We start from the raw sequence: 16,640 nt of genomic DNA, 5'->3' as shown, positions 1-16,640 counted from the left end.
ATCTCGGTCCTGACCTATTCGTTGATGACAGCCGGTACCAAAGCCGGCGGCTCCCCGCGCGAGCAATCCTCGTGGCTTCGCCGGCCTTGCCAAACCGTTTCCGCCTGGAGAGGCGGCGGAAGATCGGAACGGCGCGCTCTTCAGCGGGGATTGCGACGCCAGCGTCTTGCCATTACCTACGGTCAAATGTTACCGTGCGTCAATATATTTTATTCCTTGCGATTAAAATGTAACGCACCTCAACCCTTCGCACCGCAACGGCAAAATCAGGTTCTTCGATGACACAGACCAATGGTATGAAACTCAGGATAGGCGTTGTGGGATGCGGCAATATTTCGCTCGCCTATATGCGCAACGCGCCGCTATTCCGCGACGTCGAAATCATCGCCTGTGCAGACCTCAACGCAGACGCCGCCAAGCGCCGCGCGGCGGAATTCGATCTGCGGGCGGCTGACGTCGATAGCCTCATTGACGACAAGAACATCGACCTGATCCTCAATCTGACAATCCCGGCTGCGCATTTTGACGTTTCGATACGAGCGCTGTCGGCAGGCAAGCATGTCTTCACGGAGAAGCCGCTCGGCGTCACGGCCGCGGAAGGACGCCGGCTGGTGGATGCCGCCGCCGGCAAGGGCCTCATGCTCGGCTCGGCGCCAGACACGTTCCTGGGAGCGGCCGGACGCCATGCCCGGCGGCAGATGGAAGCCGGCGCTATCGGCAAGCTGGTGACTGGAACAGCCTTCATGATGGGGCGCGGCATGGAGCACTGGCATCCGGATCCCAGCTTCTACTACCAGGCCGGCGCCGGCCCGGTCATGGATATGGGGCCCTACTATCTCACGATGATGGTCAATCTGATGGGGCCGATCCGCCGTGTGCAGGCCGTCGCCACAAGCGGGCAGGAAGAGCGGCTCATCACCGCCGAGGGGCCGAAACGGGGCACCACATTCAGGGTGGGCACGCCGACCAGCGTGCTTTCGCTGCTTGAATTCGATTGCGGCGCCACGGTCACCTTCGGCAGCTCCTGGGACGTCTTCCGCCACTCCAACCACCCCATCGAGCTCCACGGTACCGAAGGCTCGCTGCGCCTGCCCGACCCCGACAATTTCGGCGGCTCCGTCGCGCTCTCCAGCCGTGGCGCTCCCTGGCAGGAAACGGATACATCAGGCGAACTCTTCGGTGCCGTCAACTGGCCGATCGCAGCGCCGGATCGTGCCAACTACCGCATGCTTGGCCTTGCCGATCTCGCGCGCGCAATCATCGAAGACCGTGCGCCACGCGCTTCGGGCGATCTCGCCCTGCATGTGCTCGAAGTCATGGAAGCGATCCTGCGTGCAGGTGAAACCGGTATCGCGCAGACTATTACGGGTATCGTCGCGCAGCCAAAAGAATTGCGGGAAGACGAAGCAAGGAACTTGCTGGCATGACGCAACTGGACGAATCCGCCAAACGCGCCCTTGCCTGGCCGGGCGATCCGGAAACGCCGGTGGAAAGTTGTACCCCGGCGCAGGCGCGGCAGCAGTATCTGGACAGTTTCGCAGACATCCAGTGGCCACTCGAGGACGTGGCCGAGATGTTGGAAAGCCATGTGGGCGCCATCAGGTTGAAGATATGGCGCGGTCGGGCCGCGCCGCGCCAGGGTGCACCGGCCTTGCTTTATCTCCATGGCGGCGGCTTTGTGATCGGCGCGCCGGAAACCCATGAGGATATCTGCCGGACGCTTGCCAATATGGCAGGCGCCGTCGTGGTTTCACCCGACTATCGCCTGGCCCCGGAACACCCCTTTCCGACCGCGATCGATGATTGCGCCGCAACACTCGTCTGGATGACCGATCAAGCTGATGCCCTCGGCATCGATCCCTTGCGGATTATCGTCGCCGGCGATAGCGCCGGCGGCAATCTTGCCGCCGTCGTCGCCCTCCTGGCGCGGGACGGACAGGTGCCGGCTGTCATCGGACAGGTGTTGATCTATCCAGTGACCGACCAGTCGCAGGCAAGCGACAGCTACTTGCGTTATGCGGAGGGTTTCGGTCTGACGGCCGCGGCGATGAAATGGTTCCGAGACCACTATCTGCCGGAAGCCGCGAGCGGGCCGGATTGGCGCGCCTCGCCGCTCAGCGCAGCGTCGCTGGCGGGGGTGGCGCCAGCCTTCGTGATCCTTGCCGGATACGACGTACTATTTGACGAAGGGGCGGCCTATGCCGAGCGGCTGAGCTTGGAAGCGCAGGCCACAAGCCGGACCTGGCCCGGACAGATCCATGGCTTCGTATCAAAGAGACGGGCCATTCCGGAGGGGCAAGAGGCCCTTGAAGCCATTGCAATGGCATGGCGCGCCATGGACCCTGCGCTTGCCCGTTGAAGCGGGAACCCGCCCAGTCTCAAGCCGAGTCGCGCATAACAAGCGTCGCCTCGAGGATCACCCTGTTGGTCACAGGGGTCGTCCCATCATCCTCGCTCTCGATGTGCGCCAGCAAAAGCTCGACGGATTTTGCCGCGATCTCGGGCGCGTTCTGGGCCATGGTCGTCAGCGACGGACAGGTATATCGGCTCAGCGGGTGATCGTCGTGCCCGGCGATGCGTACGTCACAAGCGTCGCTCCGGCCGATTTTCAGTCCCGAAGCGAATGCGGCTGCCATCGCGCCGAAAGCGAAGCGGTCGTTGGCGCATAGCAGCGTTTTGCCGGGAAGACCGCCATTCGCAAGAATTCTCTGCATCTGCTCGTATCCGAGACGCTCGAATTCCCAGGAAGGTGGTGCGTCGCAATCAATGACGAGCGGGGAATGCCCTTCCCTCGCCATGGTCGCGCGGTAGCTCGCCTGCCGCTCGCCGGCATTTTCTGTCAAATGCGGAATTTCCAGGAATATCGGTGGCTCACCGGATCGGCAGAGATATTGCACAATGGCTGCCATGCTTTGCGCGTTGTCGTTGCCGACATAAGGAAGGTCAGCGCTGGCAGGGTTGTCGAAGCAGACGACGGGGATTGCGTCGCTTAGTCTTTCCAGCGCAGAACGGCGAGAACCGGCCCCGAGCGGCGCCACGATCGCACCTGCAACCTTCAGCGAGAGCAGGGTCCGCACGGCCTCCGCCTCCAGCTCTGGCCGCGTGTGCGAAGATATCTGGACGGGCCAGAAACCCTTTTCGCGCAACTCCAGCTCGATCAGCGACACCACCTGCACATAAAAGGGATCCGACATGGTCGGGACCAGAATACCGATATTCCTGGTCCGCTTGCGATTGAGATGCCGCGCGAAAAGGTTCGGCTCGAAATTCGACTTCTTGAGAGCCGCCTCGATACGCTTGCGGGTGACCTCCTTGATCAGCGAGGGATCATCGAAATATTTCGACAATGTCGGACGCGATACGCCGGCGGCGGTTGCGAAGTCATCCATCGATTTATAGCTTTTCTTGGCCATTCAATTCCTTATTGGCGAGACGACAACTGGTCAGGAATGATTTCTCACTCAACGGCAGGTCCACTGACGCGCCAAATCACGCATTCGGCAATTTGTACAGGGTGATCTTCGTTTTCCGGAATCGTCGAAAACCAACACGTAAGCCGGTGTGATCCGTCATTTTGGTGCGGGCCATCCCCTCCCTTTCGAAAATCGAAATGTTCCCTTCATCTGCGACTTGCGCAGTCTGCGCCGCGTGGTTGCAAAAGGCGCTTGTTTCAGCGCCTAAATTCGAAAATTTACAGTGAAGACTGCCGGGCGCCACTCTTTTCATTTTGTTGGGTAAACTTTCATTTGTTTACGAAAGTAAAGAAAAAATACGTCACAAGCAACACAAATGCTGCAGAAAAATACTGACGATGTCAATTAATTTTATTATTTTCTATCAATGATTTAACTGAACACGCGCCGCGAATGTCGACCTCCCATCCTTTCCCGATCACAGTTCTTCATTGACAGATGGGGGCTTCAGGGAACCTACTTTGCCTACGATCTTGAGGAGGATCGATTAACTGACAATCTTTGGGAGGCACAGATGAATATCAGAAAATTCGGCGTGACCATGCGGGCTGCCGTAGCGGTATGGGCGCTCTGCGCCACATCCGCGTTTGCCGACACCACCATCGAATTCATTCAATGGTGGGAACCCGAAATGCCGTCCGGCGCCTTGCGCGGCATTATGAACGATTTCGAAGCCAAAAATCCCGGCATCAAGGTGACGCTGGTCAGCGGTCCCTATGCCACGACGCGTGACCAGATCGTCGTCGGCGCCGCCTCGGGAACGCTGAGCGACGTAGTGGGGCTGGATGGCGCCTGGGTAAACGGGCTCGCCAAGCAGGGCGCAATCGCCTCGATGGACGAATTGATGGAGAAGGCCAAGTACGACAAGAGCCAGATCACCGATATCGTCAAGGTCGATGGCAAGAGCGTGATGTTCCCGCTCGCATCCTTCGTCTATCCCGTCTTCGTGAACCTCGATATCGCCAAGGCATCCGGCGTCGACAAGCTGCCGACGACCCGCACGGAATTTGCAGACGCCGCGAAGAAGATGACCGACGCCGCGAAGAACCAGTATGGCTGGGTTCTGCCGCTCTCGCTGCAATCTCCGAGCGGAATCCAGAACGACGTGATGTCCTGGGTCTGGGCCTCCGGCGCCTCGATGCTAAAGGACGGCAAGCCTGACCTCGAAAATGACGCTGTCGTCGGAACGCTCGACTATATCGCTTCCCTCAATAAAGAAGGCGTTATTTCTCCCGGCATTTTCGCCAAGAAGGAACAGGACAAGGTCGAGGAATTCGTCAACGGCCGCGTCGGCATGATGGTGGATTCCCTCGCCCATGTGACCCTCATCCGCGAGCGAAATCCAAAGCTCAATTTCGGCATATCAGCCTTGCCGGCCACTGACGGCTACACCGGCAAGCGCGGCATGCCCTATGCGTCCTGGGGCATCGGCATCAGCGAGGGCAGCCAGCACAAGGAAGAAGCCTGGAAGCTCGTCGAATATCTGATGAGCCCTGACGTCAACGGCCGTCTGGTCTCGATTGCCAACGCCTTCCCCGGCAACGTCCATGCCAAGCCGGATTTCGTGGCCTCGGACCCGATCTTCGCTGAAGCTTTCAAAATCTTCCAAAGCGGTTATCCTGCCAACGAATTCGTCGGCCTTCCGGTCGCCGAAGAGCTGATGCGCGACATGAACGTCGAAGTTCAAAAGATGTTCGACGGGGGGCAGTCAGCCAAGGATGCGGCTGCCAATACCCAGAAGGCGTGGCTCGCAAAGTTCTAAGCACGTCGCTTTCACGGATCACCGGCAGCGCGCCCTGGCGCTGCCGGTGCAGTCGTCAAATCTCGGCAGAATGGAAGTCACAGCTCATGAATCATTCCGCTCCGGCTCTGGTCGCTGCGCACGCCAAAGCGCCAAGAAAAGGATGGCTTCGTTACAGCACCTTGAGGAAGCTGGTGCCGTATTTCTACGTTTCGCCGGCGACCCTCCTGCTTGTTCTGCTGATGCTGTTCCCGATGGTGATGGTCTTCAAATATTCATTGATGGACGGCGCCATCATGAAAAAGGACGCTGCCTTCGCGGGCTTCCAGAATTATCTGACCATCTTCGAGAATCCGGTCTTCTGGCAGTCGGTGGTGCAGACGCTTTATTTCACGATCATGAGCGTCGTCTTCCACTTCATCATCGGCCTGGCCTTCGCGCTGCTGTTGAACACCAACCGCGTCGATCCGCTCATTCGCAGCATCCTGCGTGTGCTCTTCATCCTGCCCTGGCTGTTCACCGCCGTCATCATCGCCATCATCTGGCGCCTGTTGCTCGACCCGAACGGTGTCGTCAACAGCGTGCTGTTGGCGCTCCATATCATCAACTTCAAGGTCGAGTGGTTTTCGTCCACGCGCACCGCCATCCACGCTTTGACCTTCGCAAATATCTGGGCGGGTTATCCACTCTACATGGTCAGCCTGCTCGCCGGCCTCCAGGGCATTTCGAAGGAGCTCTACGAGGCAGCCGGTATCGACGGCGCGAATGGACTCCAAAAGTTCTGGTACATCACCATTCCGCAGTTGATGCCGATCATCATCAGCATCGCGCTTCTCGACTTCATCTGGACGATGCAGGTTTTTCCACTCGTTTGGATGACGACGGGCGGCGGGCCGATCTATTCGACGGAAGTGCTCTCCACCTTCACCTACAAGCTCGCCTTCTCCCAGTACGAATTCTCGTTGGCTTCGGCGAGCGCGATGATCATCCTCATCATCTCGATGAGCGTCACCTACTTCTACATCAAACACCAGCAGCGCAGGTGATCGCCATGGCAAAGCGTTCCTTCAAGAGCTCGGTATTGCCGACCATCCTGACCTATCTCGGCTTGGCGATCGGCCTGGTCTTTTCGGCCTTCCCGATCGTGTGGATGTTTTTCAGTTCGCTGAAATCGAATACCGAAATCTTCGCCCTTCCGCCGCGGCTTTTTCCGCAGGATTTTACGGTGGCCGCCTATCTGACGATCTTCAACGATCCGGTGAAAGTGCGGTTCTTCATCAACAGCTACTTCGTTGCCGGCGTCGTCACCTGCCTGACCCTCGTCGTAGCCATCGTGACCGCCTACGGCTTCAGCCGCTATAAGTTCCGATTCAAGAACACCTTGAACATCTTCATCATCAGCACCCAGACCGTTCCGCCGATCACCCTTCTCATCCCCTATTTCGGAATGGTGGTCGCCTTCAGGATCTTCGATACCTATCTGGCGCTGATCCTGACCTACATGGTCTTCACACTGCCTTATGCCATCCTGCTGATGACAGGCTATCTCAACACCTTGCCGAAAGAGCTGGACGAGGCCGTCCTTGTCGACGGCGGCTCGAGCTGGACGGCGCTCTGGCGCGTCATCGTTCCGGTCTCCATCCCCGGGATCGTCGCCACGGCGGTCTACACATTTCTGCTGGCCTGGAACGAATTCCTCTTCGCGCTGACGCTGACGAAATCGATGGATCTTAGAACCGTTCCGATCGGCATCCAGCTTCTGATGGGCCAGCACGCCTTCGAGTGGAACGAGATGATGGCGATGAGCGTGCTCGGTTCCCTTCCCCTTCTGGTCCTTTACCTCGTTGCTCAGCGCTACTTCCTGGCAGGCATGACAGCCGGCTCGGTCAAAAGCTGATGGAGCGCTGATCCTAAACTGGCTTTGAGAACGCATACCGCAGGCAGATCGCTTTTCCGATCTGCCTGCCCGCCAAGACTACCGCCCAGCGCTCCAATCCCGCAGGGCATCGCAGACTTCGGCTCTGGTGGGCGCACCGATACGTCCACCGAATACCTGGCATTTGAGTGCCGCCGCCATGGATGACAATCGCATCGTCTCTTCGATCGGCAAGCCTTCCGCAGTAGCCAGCGCAAAAGCGCCATGGAAGATATCGCCGGCCGCGAGTGTATCGACCGCCCTCACCTTCGGAGCGGCAAGATGGACAATTTCGCCGGTTCGGTCGTCGAACCAGAAGCAGCCATTTTCGCCAGCCGTGACGCTGATGAAGGCATGCTCGAACTTTCGCTTCAGAACGCCGACGACCTTCAACAGCTCTGCTGTCCCGACAAGCCGTTCGGCGGCCGGCTGCGAGAATACGATATGGCTGGCGGCCGGTGCCAACATCTCGATCACGCCATCGCCTGCAACGTCACCATCGAGAATGGCCGGCTTGCCCGCCTCTCGGGCCGCCGACAGCGCCCGCAGAGCAAGCTTCGGCCACCGGACGTCGACCAGCACCGCATCGAAAGCAGAAACGTCCTGTTTTGTGACCGGCTTGACCGTTTCGTGCAGGCCGGCATCGTAGAAAGGCACGATCAAGCGCTCGCCCTGGTCATCGACAAGGATCGTCGAGACGGCCGAGCGGGCGCCTGCCACACGCACCATGCCGCTCGTGTCTATGCCGCTATCGCTGAGGTCGGCGATGATGCGGTCGCCGGTGGCGTCACCGCCGACTGCGCCCCAGAGGCTGGCTTTGCCGCCCAGCCGGGTGACCGCAAAGGCCGCGCTCGATGCCATGCCTTCGGCAATCTGCAGCATATCGTAAGGCAGAATTTTTCCCTGGCCGGTCGGTAACGAGCGCACGCGAAACAACGTGTCCATAACCGCCGCGCCGACACACAAAACGCGGCGCGCCTGACCGGGAGGCGGGTCGAAGGCAGAAGTCGTCAAAACCGTTGTCTCACCCGCTCACTTGACGGCCCCGGCCGTCAGGCCCGCCACGATCTGCCGTTGCGCAAACACCGTCAATATCAGCACGGGCAAGGTGACAATCAACGCCGCCGCCGCCAGCGGACCCCAACTGACCTGCTCGAACGAGAGCATGTTGTAGACCGCGACCGGAAGCGTGCGTGTCTCGCGGCTGGCGAGCACGATGCCGAAGACGAAGTTGTTCCACGAGAAGATGACTGACAGGATGAAGGCGACCACGATGCCCGGCCTTGCGATCGGCAAGGCCACCAACCGGAAAACCTGCCAGGGTGTTGCGCCGTCGATGCTTGCAGCCTCTTCCAGCTCCATCGGCGTCGTCTCGAAATAACCGATCATGATCCACACGACGATCGGCACGGTGACCACGAGATGGATAATGATCTGCGGCATGAGCGTGCCGAGCAGATTCAGCCACTGGAACAGCAGGAAGAGCGGGATCAGGAAAGAAAGGCCGGGCGTCATGCGTGCGATCATGATGACCATCGCGGACTTCTCCGCCTTCAGCCGCGCGATGCCATATCCGGCGGGCACGCCGATCAGCAACGCCAGAAGCGTGGCCGCACCCGTCACCAGCACCGAATTCCAGAGATAGAGGAAGAAGTTGTTCTCTTCGAAGACCTTCAGATAGTTCGACCAGGCCAAACGCTCCGGGATGAAGATCGGCGGATAGGCGCCGTTGTCGATCTCATATTTCAGCGACAGCGAGATCATCCAGAGGAAGAACAGGACGACCGGCGAGATCATCACCAAAGCAACAAATAGCAATCCGATGCGATCGAGTGTCTTGCGCTTCATCAGCGTGCCTCCCCGTCGGACCAATTTACGCGCTGCCGGAGCATCATAAGGACGAAGGAGAGCAGGACGATGAGGATGAAGAAAACAACCGCCATGGCCGAGCCATAGCCGATGTCGTAGTAGGCGAAAGCGGTGTTGTAGAGATAGATGTTGATCGTCTCCGACGCCGTGCCGGGGCCGCCTTGGGTCATGGCATAGATGATGTCGAAACTTTTCACCGCATCGATGCTGCGGATAATCACGGCAATCATCAGGAACGGCGCGATCATCGGCAGCGTCAGATAGCGGAATTTCTGCCAGACATTGGCTCCGTCGATTTCAGCACTTTCATAGGGCTCGCGCGGAACCGCCGCCAGACCGCCGAGCACGATCAGCATGATAAGCGGCGTCCACTGCCAGGTCTCGACCAGCACCAGCGACGGGATGACGCTGCTCTGATTATAGATCCACTCCTGCGGGCCGATGCCGATGAAGGAGAGGAGATAGTTGAGGACGCCCAGCTGCGGATGGAACATCATCGTCCAGACGAGTGCGATGGCGACCGGTGTCGCCATCATCGGCATCACGAATATGCCGCGGATAAGACCGCGCAGTGGAAATTGAGCATCGAAGATCAGCGCCGCGAGCGTCCCCAGAAAAAGGGGAACCACCACCGACAGCGTCGTATAGAGCACCGTATGCCACAGCGACTCCCAAAAGCGCATGTCGGTGGCGAGGCGCGCGTAATTGTCCAGCCCAGCAAAGACCTGCGATTGGCCGAGCGTCCAGCTGTTGACGCTCATCCACACAGTAAACACCCATGGAAAGACGATGACGGCTGATATGACGATGAGCGCCGGGATGACAAAGGGCCAGTAGTTGGGAGCAAACCGATCCGGTTTGCTCCTTCCTTTCGACGTCTTGGCCACTGCGGTCGTTTCGATACTTGTCGAGGCCATTATCCCTCGCTTTTCGCCAGGACGGGTTCGAACTGTGCCGTCGCTGCCTTCAGTTCGGTTTCGGGATCGGCGCCGCCGATCATGTTGGTAAGACCGACGCCATAAACGTCACGGAACTCGGTGACCGGAATGATGACCGGCAGCGCGAGCTTCGAGATCTTGCCGGAACCGACGACGGCATCAAGCCATGCGCTCGGCATCTTGACGCCTTCACGGACTTTCGCATCCTCGAGGACAGACTGGCGGAAAGGAACGCCGGCGCCGGCCTGCAGCAGACGTGCGCCCATTTCATGCGAAATCGCCCATTGGCAGAAGAGGTACCCGGCCTCTTTTTTCTGGCTTGCCGCGACGACGCCAAGCCCGTCGCCGAAGGTGCCAGCGGCCTGTGCCTTCGGACCTTTCGGCATGATGCCGTAACCGACCTGGCCGACGACGCGTGACTTTTCCGGATTCTCGATCGGCGGCGCAAAACCGACGCCGTCCAGCCACATACCGATCTTGCCCTGCAGGAAGGCCGACTGCGCCTCGGCCCAGTTGAAGCCGGAGACGCCGGGAGGGGCGGTCTTGGTCATCAGCCTTTGGTAAAGCTTGGCCGCATCGATCGCTTCTTGCGATGTTGTGCGCAGCTTGCCATCAGGACCGAGCGGGCTCGAACCATAACCGAGCAGCAGCGACGTCCAGACCGGCGTATTGGCGTTCTTCAGGCCGCGGGCGACGAAACCGTAGGTGTTGGTGGAAGGATCGGTGAGCGCCTCCGCAGCACTGGCGAGTTCTTCGAACGTCGTCGGGTAGGCAAGCCCCTTCTTCTCGAACAGCGCCTTGTTCCAATAGATGATCCAGTAATCGACCGAGAATGGAAGCGAACGCAAAACGCCGTCCGGATCTTTGGCAAAAGTCAGGCCGGCTTCGGCGAAGTCGCTTTCAACCAGAGACGGGTCGGTCAGAGAGGGGTCCTTGAGGAAACCGCTGATATCGGCAAGCCAGCCGCCCTTTTCGAACTGCCGCTTCTGGACATGATAGCTCATGTGCACTACGTCGAAGCTCGGCTTGCCGGAGCTCAGCTCGATGGTCGTCTTCTGACGCTGCTGTTGTTCGGGCGTCGCCTCGGCATTGACCTTGATGCCGGTGAGCTCCTCGAATTCAGGCAGGTACTTCAGAAGTATTTCGCTGCGAGGGCTCTTGACCAGGTTGACTTCGAGCGTCGTGCCGGCAAAGCGCTTCCAATCGACCGCAGCCGATGCCAGCCGCACGCCGAGCATGCTGCTGGCCCCAAAAGCGGCCGTACCCGCCAGAAAGCCGCGTCTCGTCGGATTTAAAAACGATGACATGTGATTCCTCCTCCTTTTGCCGGCGATCTCCTCACCCCCGGCTGTTTATTTCCGATTATATCCTGAGCGCACGATCTCTTGCATGATTGATGTGTGCGACAAGGCTGTTGACGGCGTCCTCCGCCGATCGTCGTTCGATTGCCTCGAGCACCTTGAGGTGCTCGCCCATGACAGGTCCGACGTGACCATCGATGCGAAAACGATCCTGACTGATCAGGCGCATCTTGATCGAGTTCACCCGGTAGGCGTTCGAGATGATGGTATTTCCTAAAGCATCGATAAAGGCGTCGTGCATGCCCCAATCGACAGCTTGCGCGTGCACCTCCAATTCGTGCGATCCATCGCCGTTTCGAATGGCATCGGCAATATCCCGATGCTGTTTCAGAAGCTTGGCGATCGTCTCGTCAGACGCAGAGCGGGTGAAAAGCGCAACTGCTTCCTTCTCCAGGAAGACGCGCAGCTGGAACGCCTCGCGAATGAGGTTAAGGTCGATATGAGCGATCTGCAAACCCCGCTGGGGCACTGTCTTGATCAGCCCTTCGGCTTCGAGCCTCGGGATAAGTTCGCGGATGGCGCCAAGCGTCAGCCCCGTCAGCTCGACGAGGCGACGCTGCGAAACGAACTGGCCGGGGCGCACATCACGCGCAAGAAGGTGGCGTGTGAAGCTTTCATACGCCTTTTCCCGCAGTGTCGGCTGCTCGTCGGTTCCGTCCATCGCCTCTCCCAGAAACATGTCCGCCCTATGCCGCTTTCGAGCGGAAAAGAGTATCGAAGGCACGAAAGAGTTGCGCCTGCCCTTCTGCGGATATTGAGACGAGTGGCGGACGAACCGCAAGCCAGATTTCATCCGACGTCACGTGAGTGACCATGGTTTTCACGGCCGCAGTCACCGGAAATTTCAGCAGTTCCTCCACGAAATCCTCGATGCGGGAATCGTCCATGCCTTCCTCCGCCATCAGCTTGACCTCGCGTGGCACGAAATTCGCCATGCCGGAGATCGCACCCTGGCCGCCAAGCCGCACGCCCCTCGCCAGGTGACGTTCGTCCCCCACCAGGATGACGAGATCGCCATGCGCCTTCAATAGTGCTTCCGTGAAAGGCCAGTCGCCGGAGGAATCCTTGACGCCGATAACGATGTTGGGAAAGGCGGTCCGCAGCCGACCGATCAACGATATGGTCAGCGGAACCATGGTGAGCGAGGGAATGTTGTAGACGATAATGTCTCGCGCCTTGTCGCCGAGGATGGCGAATACAGCCGAAAACCACTGGAAGACGCCGTCATCACTCACGTTCTTGAAGTAGGAAGGGGGAGCAAGAAGGATATTTCGGGCTCCTTTGGAAAGCGCGTGACTTGCCAGCATCGCGGCATCCTCGGCCGCGTCGACCAGCACGCCGACGATGATTTGCTTTGCTGCTATCCCGCTATCAAGCATCGAAGCGAGGACACGTTCACGTTCCTGCGTTCCGATGGAAGAGCCTTCACCCGTCGTCCCGAACAGCGTAACGCTCGAGCATCCGGCCGCGAGGCTGCGCCGCGCCTGCTCGATCATCGCCTCGATCGCGATATCGCCATTGCTGTCGAACGGTGTCGCAAGCGCGACCGAGAGCCCGAATTTCTGTGTCAACTATGCTTCCTCCCAATTACCGCGTCAGACGTAGCAGACTAACATGTTAGCTGTAAAGAGGTGATTACACACCGCCTCGTTACGCGATTGTCGCGGCCGTAGCTTCCTTACGATCAACTGGCATGCCTTGCTGCCGGTCCGTTCGCCCGAACGAGCGCCATCAGCATCGGGCCGATCGCAAACTCGCCCCTTTCGGTCCTTCGGGTCAGATCCCTGAGGTAACCACCGGGCGAGTTAATGTGCCCTCCCCTTTCCAGGATACAAGCGATCACGGTTGCGGCGTTTTCTGGCCCCATACCGGAGCAGGCTTCCTCATAGGCCGAGGGACTGACGCCGAGCATCGAGCGGACAACGACGGCGGCCGACATCAGGTCTCGCCAGTTACCGATGGTTCCGCCTGGCCCGTAGTCGAGAATACTGGGGCAGGCCTGGAGGACGAGGCCGAGCGGGAAGGATTTCAGGCTTGGCCCGGCCCCTCGATCGACCGCGCCTCCCGCCCTGTTGCTCATCCCGCCGGACGGCTTCGGCTGTTTCAATCTTCGCTCGTCCGGCGGTCCGGCGTTCGGTTCATGATCGGCTGCTGCCTTTTCGCCCTGCTTCGTTGCGAAGCTTGGTTCAAGTTCATAAATGAAGTCGGGATTTGAATTCTGTTTGTGACGCTCAATTTGAGACTCATTGGCGTCTATTTTTTTCGTTTTTATCCGTCTTTCCAGCACGTTGACGATCTCGGTACGCAGCAGCCCCATCTCATCGAGCAACGGTGCCAGTTCTTCTGCGGTCGCCACGCGCGGAATCCGGGCAAGGAGCGTTCGAAACATCGCCGAAATGCCTTCCCAATCACCGGAAACTCCTTCTTCGATAGCCGTCGCGATCAGCTTGGAGACATCGCGCCGGCCCACCGTCAGGCGTTCCCTGGTCACCCGCAACAGTTCCCGGTCGGCAACCGCCTGGGCGGCCAGGCTTTCGATCTCGACAGCACGCGCCAGAAGCGGCGCGACGCTGAAGCCAAAGGCCTCGCCGATGGCCCCTGCCCTGTCGCGGCGCGCATAGCGCTTTCCGTTCGGGCTGTCCTTGCGCAGGATCAGGCCGGCGTCGACCAGGACGGCAAGATGCCGCCTGAGGGTGGCCGGCGTCATGCCGCGAGCACGCAGCGACAGCTGCGCATTCGACGGGAAGACAATCAGGCCCTTCTCCTCGGAAATCTCGTCGTCTGGGTAGAAGGTCAAAAGCGCATCGAGCACCGTCAACGCCCGATCGGTCACGCCGAGCGCCGGCCGCGCCTCACAGATCGCCCTGAACAGCTTCCACTTGCTGCGCTTCATTCCCGGCTCGATGGTCTCGGCCAATTGCTGACTTGCCAGCATGCCAAGCGACATCGGCCGCCGCCCGAAGGGCGTCGTCACATATCCACTCTCCATTTGCCTTCACCTTCGTTCAGGCAAAAGAAAACCATCCACCAATTTGGTGCCTAAGACGCTTGACTGTGATTCGTGGAAATGCGATTCTCGATGTGCTTAAGATCTGAGAAGGGCTTCCACGACGGCGTCGTTGGGGGCCTTTTTCTTTTGCGCTCTACGCTCCTCTGTCCTTGTTGAACTCCTGGAACAGGCCCTTCAGCCGTTCCTGGACGAATTGATCGAAACCGGGCGCGATCTTGCCGTCGAAGACGAAGGTCGCACCGGATACTGTCTTCTTGATCATGACAGGCACGCCAGTAACCTGGGTTTTGGCCACCGCCGGCTTCGGCGCAGCCGTCTTCTTCGTTGCCAGAACGAGTGCCCGCTGAAACCGCTCGTCGCTCGAAATTTTGCGCGCGTCGTCCGCGGACAACTCCGCGATGATCTTCTCGACGTCGGCTTTCTCAAGCCGCTCGCCCAATTCCAACCATCGCCGGCGGCCGATATCAGGTGCCGCACCGATGGCGTTGACGAGCCTCAGGGGGACCTGTCGTATGACGATCAGCATTCTCGACAGCGCCGCCTTGTCCACGCCGAGAGCCGCCATAATGACATCGCGGCCAAAGCTGCGTTCCTCGAGCCGCGATGCAAAGAGCGCGCGCTCGATGTAGGAGAGATTGGTTCGAGCGCTGTTTTCCTGTCCCTGGCTGACGACCAGTTGACCGTCGGTAAGATCGCGGACGACCGCGCGCACCCTGATGCCGATTTCTCGGGCGGCAGCCAGGCGACGATGGCCATAGGCGACTTGGTAGCGTCCCCTGGTTTCGGGATGTGGGCGGACTAGGATCGGAACCTGCTGCCCGTGCTCACGGATTTGCTCGACGAGCTGTGCGAGTTCGGCCGCATCGATCGCCAATCGGTCGCTGACGAAGGAAGCGTCGATCAGGCCGGGATCGAGTTCGACGATGGTCTGGCCGGTGGCAAGCTGCCGTTCCAGTTCACTCGCACGCTCCATTTTCTCGGTAATGTTGCCGAGTGTTTTCGTAATGCCGCCGACAGGCGCAGCACTGCGCTCCTGCGGCACGAATCCGGCGATCGGACGATTGTCGCGTGGTGCAACCGCGTCCATCCTTTCCGGGTTCGGAGCGGAAATTTCGATGAGGTTCTTGCGCGCCATCTATCTATTTCCTTCCCCAGGTCGAGCGAATATGCGCCTCGATCTCGCCATTCACGAGGTTGAGGGATTCCAGCGCCCGATCGTAGGTTCCGCGTGTGAACTGCGACCGCTCGACCTCGTAGAGAGTCTGCTTGGTAACGCCGGCATCGGCGACTGCCGTCGATTTCACCATGGCATTGTGCAGCATTCGATTGCCGAAGATCGCCCGCATGAAGCCGGTCATCTGGCTTTGCGGTCCGTCGTTCGGCTCGAACCGGGTCACGAGATAGCGCATCCAGTCATAGCTGGTACGTCCGCCGGCCTTTTCGACGACCGACATCAGCTCACTCGTCATCGTCAGAAACTGCGACATCGACATGACATCCAGCATCTGCGGGTGGACCGTGATCAAGACCGAGGTTGCCGCGCAGAGCGCCGACATCGTGAGGAAACCCAACTGTGGCGGGCAGTCGATGACGACGACGTCGTAAAGGCTTTCGATCTCCGTCAGGACTTCGCCGATGCGGGCAAAGAACATCGTCTCCGCCGTCCCCGACGCCATCGCCTTCGGCGTCTCGTGCTCGAATTCCATCAGCTCGAGATTGCCCGGAATGAGATGGAGATTTGGCGTGTAGGTGGCGCGCACGATGTCGGCGATGGGGCGCGGCTCCTCATATCGGATCGCACCGTAGATCGTTTCGCCCTCTCCGACGTCGAACTCCGGCTGATGACCGAACAAGGCGGACAAGGAGGCCTGCGGATCGAGGTCGACGGCGAGCACGCGGTAGCCTCGCAGCGCCATGAACTGGGCCAGATGGGCCGCAGTGGTGGTCTTGCCCGAGCCGCCCTTGAAATTCATGACGGAGATAATCTGGAGCTTCTCGCCCGGCCTGCGCGCCGGCACATATTTCGGCGTTCCGTTTCGCTCGTCGAGGACCCGGCGAATGCGATCCATATCCGTTGCACTGTAAAGCCGCCGTCCGTTTGCGAGCGGATCGGGCCCATGGCCGTCGGCGGCCACCTGGCGGAGATAACCTTCGCCGATGCCGATAAAGGCCGCAGCTTCCGCCGGCGAAAATGTTCTGATCGTCTTTTGCGACAGCGGGGGGAAGATTTTTGCCTGATGCTGCTGAAGTTGATAGGATAACTCCTTCGCATCTGTTGCCAGAAGCGATGGGAGGTGCTCTTGATCGTCCTGAACAGCAAGACTCGGCTGCAT

Annotated in this window: 15 protein-coding genes; 5 read left to right on the top strand and 10 right to left on the bottom strand. The window is 59.4% G+C overall.

The genetic code is table 11. The features are described 5' to 3' along the window. The first annotated feature begins 278 nt into the window (after positions 1-278). Together ACD590_RS24410 and ACD590_RS24405 are read left to right on the top strand one after the other, a co-directional pair. Positions 279-1,427, top strand: coding sequence for a Gfo/Idh/MocA family protein (locus ACD590_RS24410; protein ID WP_439003573.1), 1,149 nt, complete (start codon positions 279-281; stop codon positions 1,425-1,427). Beyond that, entirely contained in the window at positions 1,424-2,359 is a 936-nt protein-coding gene (locus ACD590_RS24405) for an alpha/beta hydrolase (RefSeq protein WP_439003572.1), read from the top strand. Before ACD590_RS24410 ends, ACD590_RS24405 begins: the two co-directional genes overlap by 4 nt. A gap of 19 nt (positions 2,360-2,378) precedes the next feature. Here ACD590_RS24405 and ACD590_RS24400 read toward each other — a convergent pair whose 3' ends face one another. Then, entirely contained in the window at positions 2,379-3,413 is a 1,035-nt protein-coding gene (locus ACD590_RS24400; RefSeq protein WP_018245745.1) for a LacI family DNA-binding transcriptional regulator, read from the bottom strand. Between the two features lie 574 nt (positions 3,414-3,987). On the opposite strand from ACD590_RS24400, the gene ACD590_RS24395 reads away from it, so the two are divergent. The 3 genes from ACD590_RS24395 to ACD590_RS24385 all read left to right on the top strand — a co-directional run bounded on the left by ACD590_RS24395 (position 3,988) and on the right by ACD590_RS24385 (position 7,111). Next, positions 3,988-5,235, top strand: coding sequence for an ABC transporter substrate-binding protein (locus ACD590_RS24395; protein WP_018245746.1), 1,248 nt, complete (start codon positions 3,988-3,990; stop codon positions 5,233-5,235). 86 nt (positions 5,236-5,321) lie between these two features. Next, positions 5,322-6,260, top strand: coding sequence for a carbohydrate ABC transporter permease (locus ACD590_RS24390; protein WP_334545745.1), 939 nt, complete (start codon positions 5,322-5,324; stop codon positions 6,258-6,260). Between the two features lie 5 nt (positions 6,261-6,265). Next, complete coding sequence (locus tag ACD590_RS24385; protein WP_334545746.1) at positions 6,266-7,111, top strand: carbohydrate ABC transporter permease; 846 nt, start codon at positions 6,266-6,268, stop codon at positions 7,109-7,111. A gap of 78 nt (positions 7,112-7,189) precedes the next feature. On the opposite strand, the gene ACD590_RS24380 is transcribed toward ACD590_RS24385, so the two are convergent. From ACD590_RS24380 to repA, 9 genes are all read right to left on the bottom strand, one after another. Next, positions 7,190-8,143, bottom strand: coding sequence for a sugar kinase (locus ACD590_RS24380; protein ID WP_439003571.1), 954 nt, complete (start codon positions 8,141-8,143; stop codon positions 7,190-7,192). A gap of 18 nt (positions 8,144-8,161) precedes the next feature. Continuing rightward, positions 8,162-8,977, bottom strand: a complete 816-nt coding sequence (locus ACD590_RS24375) for a carbohydrate ABC transporter permease (protein ID WP_003550140.1) — start codon at positions 8,975-8,977, stop codon at positions 8,162-8,164. Next, positions 8,977-9,915 (bottom strand): carbohydrate ABC transporter permease, encoded by a 939-nt coding sequence (locus ACD590_RS24370; RefSeq protein WP_113543068.1) that lies wholly within the window; start codon positions 9,913-9,915, stop codon positions 8,977-8,979. The genes ACD590_RS24375 and ACD590_RS24370 overlap by 1 nt, the downstream gene beginning before the upstream one ends. Beyond that, positions 9,915-11,243: an ABC transporter substrate-binding protein gene (locus tag ACD590_RS24365; RefSeq protein ID WP_018245751.1), complete on the bottom strand. Its 1,329-nt coding sequence runs from the start codon at positions 11,241-11,243 to the stop codon at positions 9,915-9,917. The genes ACD590_RS24370 and ACD590_RS24365 overlap by 1 nt, the downstream gene beginning before the upstream one ends. Positions 11,244-11,298: 55 nt before the next feature. After that, a complete protein-coding gene (locus ACD590_RS24360) occupies positions 11,299-11,976 on the bottom strand; it encodes a GntR family transcriptional regulator (RefSeq protein WP_018245752.1) in 678 nt (225 codons plus the stop codon). A 7-nt stretch (positions 11,977-11,983) separates the two neighbouring features. Beyond that, complete coding sequence (locus ACD590_RS24355) at positions 11,984-12,868, bottom strand: dihydrodipicolinate synthase family protein (protein WP_047622954.1); 885 nt, start codon at positions 12,866-12,868, stop codon at positions 11,984-11,986. A gap of 113 nt (positions 12,869-12,981) precedes the next feature. After that, entirely contained in the window at positions 12,982-14,286 is a 1,305-nt protein-coding gene (repC, locus tag ACD590_RS24350; RefSeq protein WP_439003570.1) for a plasmid replication protein RepC, read from the bottom strand. Between the two features lie 154 nt (positions 14,287-14,440). Beyond that, positions 14,441-15,442 (bottom strand): plasmid partitioning protein RepB, encoded by a 1,002-nt coding sequence (gene repB / locus ACD590_RS24345; RefSeq protein ID WP_047620582.1) that lies wholly within the window; start codon positions 15,440-15,442, stop codon positions 14,441-14,443. Positions 15,443-15,446: 4 nt separating this feature from the next. After that, on the bottom strand, positions 15,447-16,640 hold a 1,194-nt coding region (gene repA / locus ACD590_RS24340; RefSeq protein ID WP_018245756.1), incomplete at its 5' end, for a plasmid partitioning protein RepA.

The organism is Rhizobium sp. 862_C5_N1_2 (assembly GCF_051811205.1).
Lineage (GTDB): Bacteria > Pseudomonadota > Alphaproteobacteria > Rhizobiales > Rhizobiaceae > Rhizobium > Rhizobium leguminosarum.
Note: the sequence above shows the minus strand (reverse complement) of the source record. Positions and strands in the feature narration are given on the sequence as shown.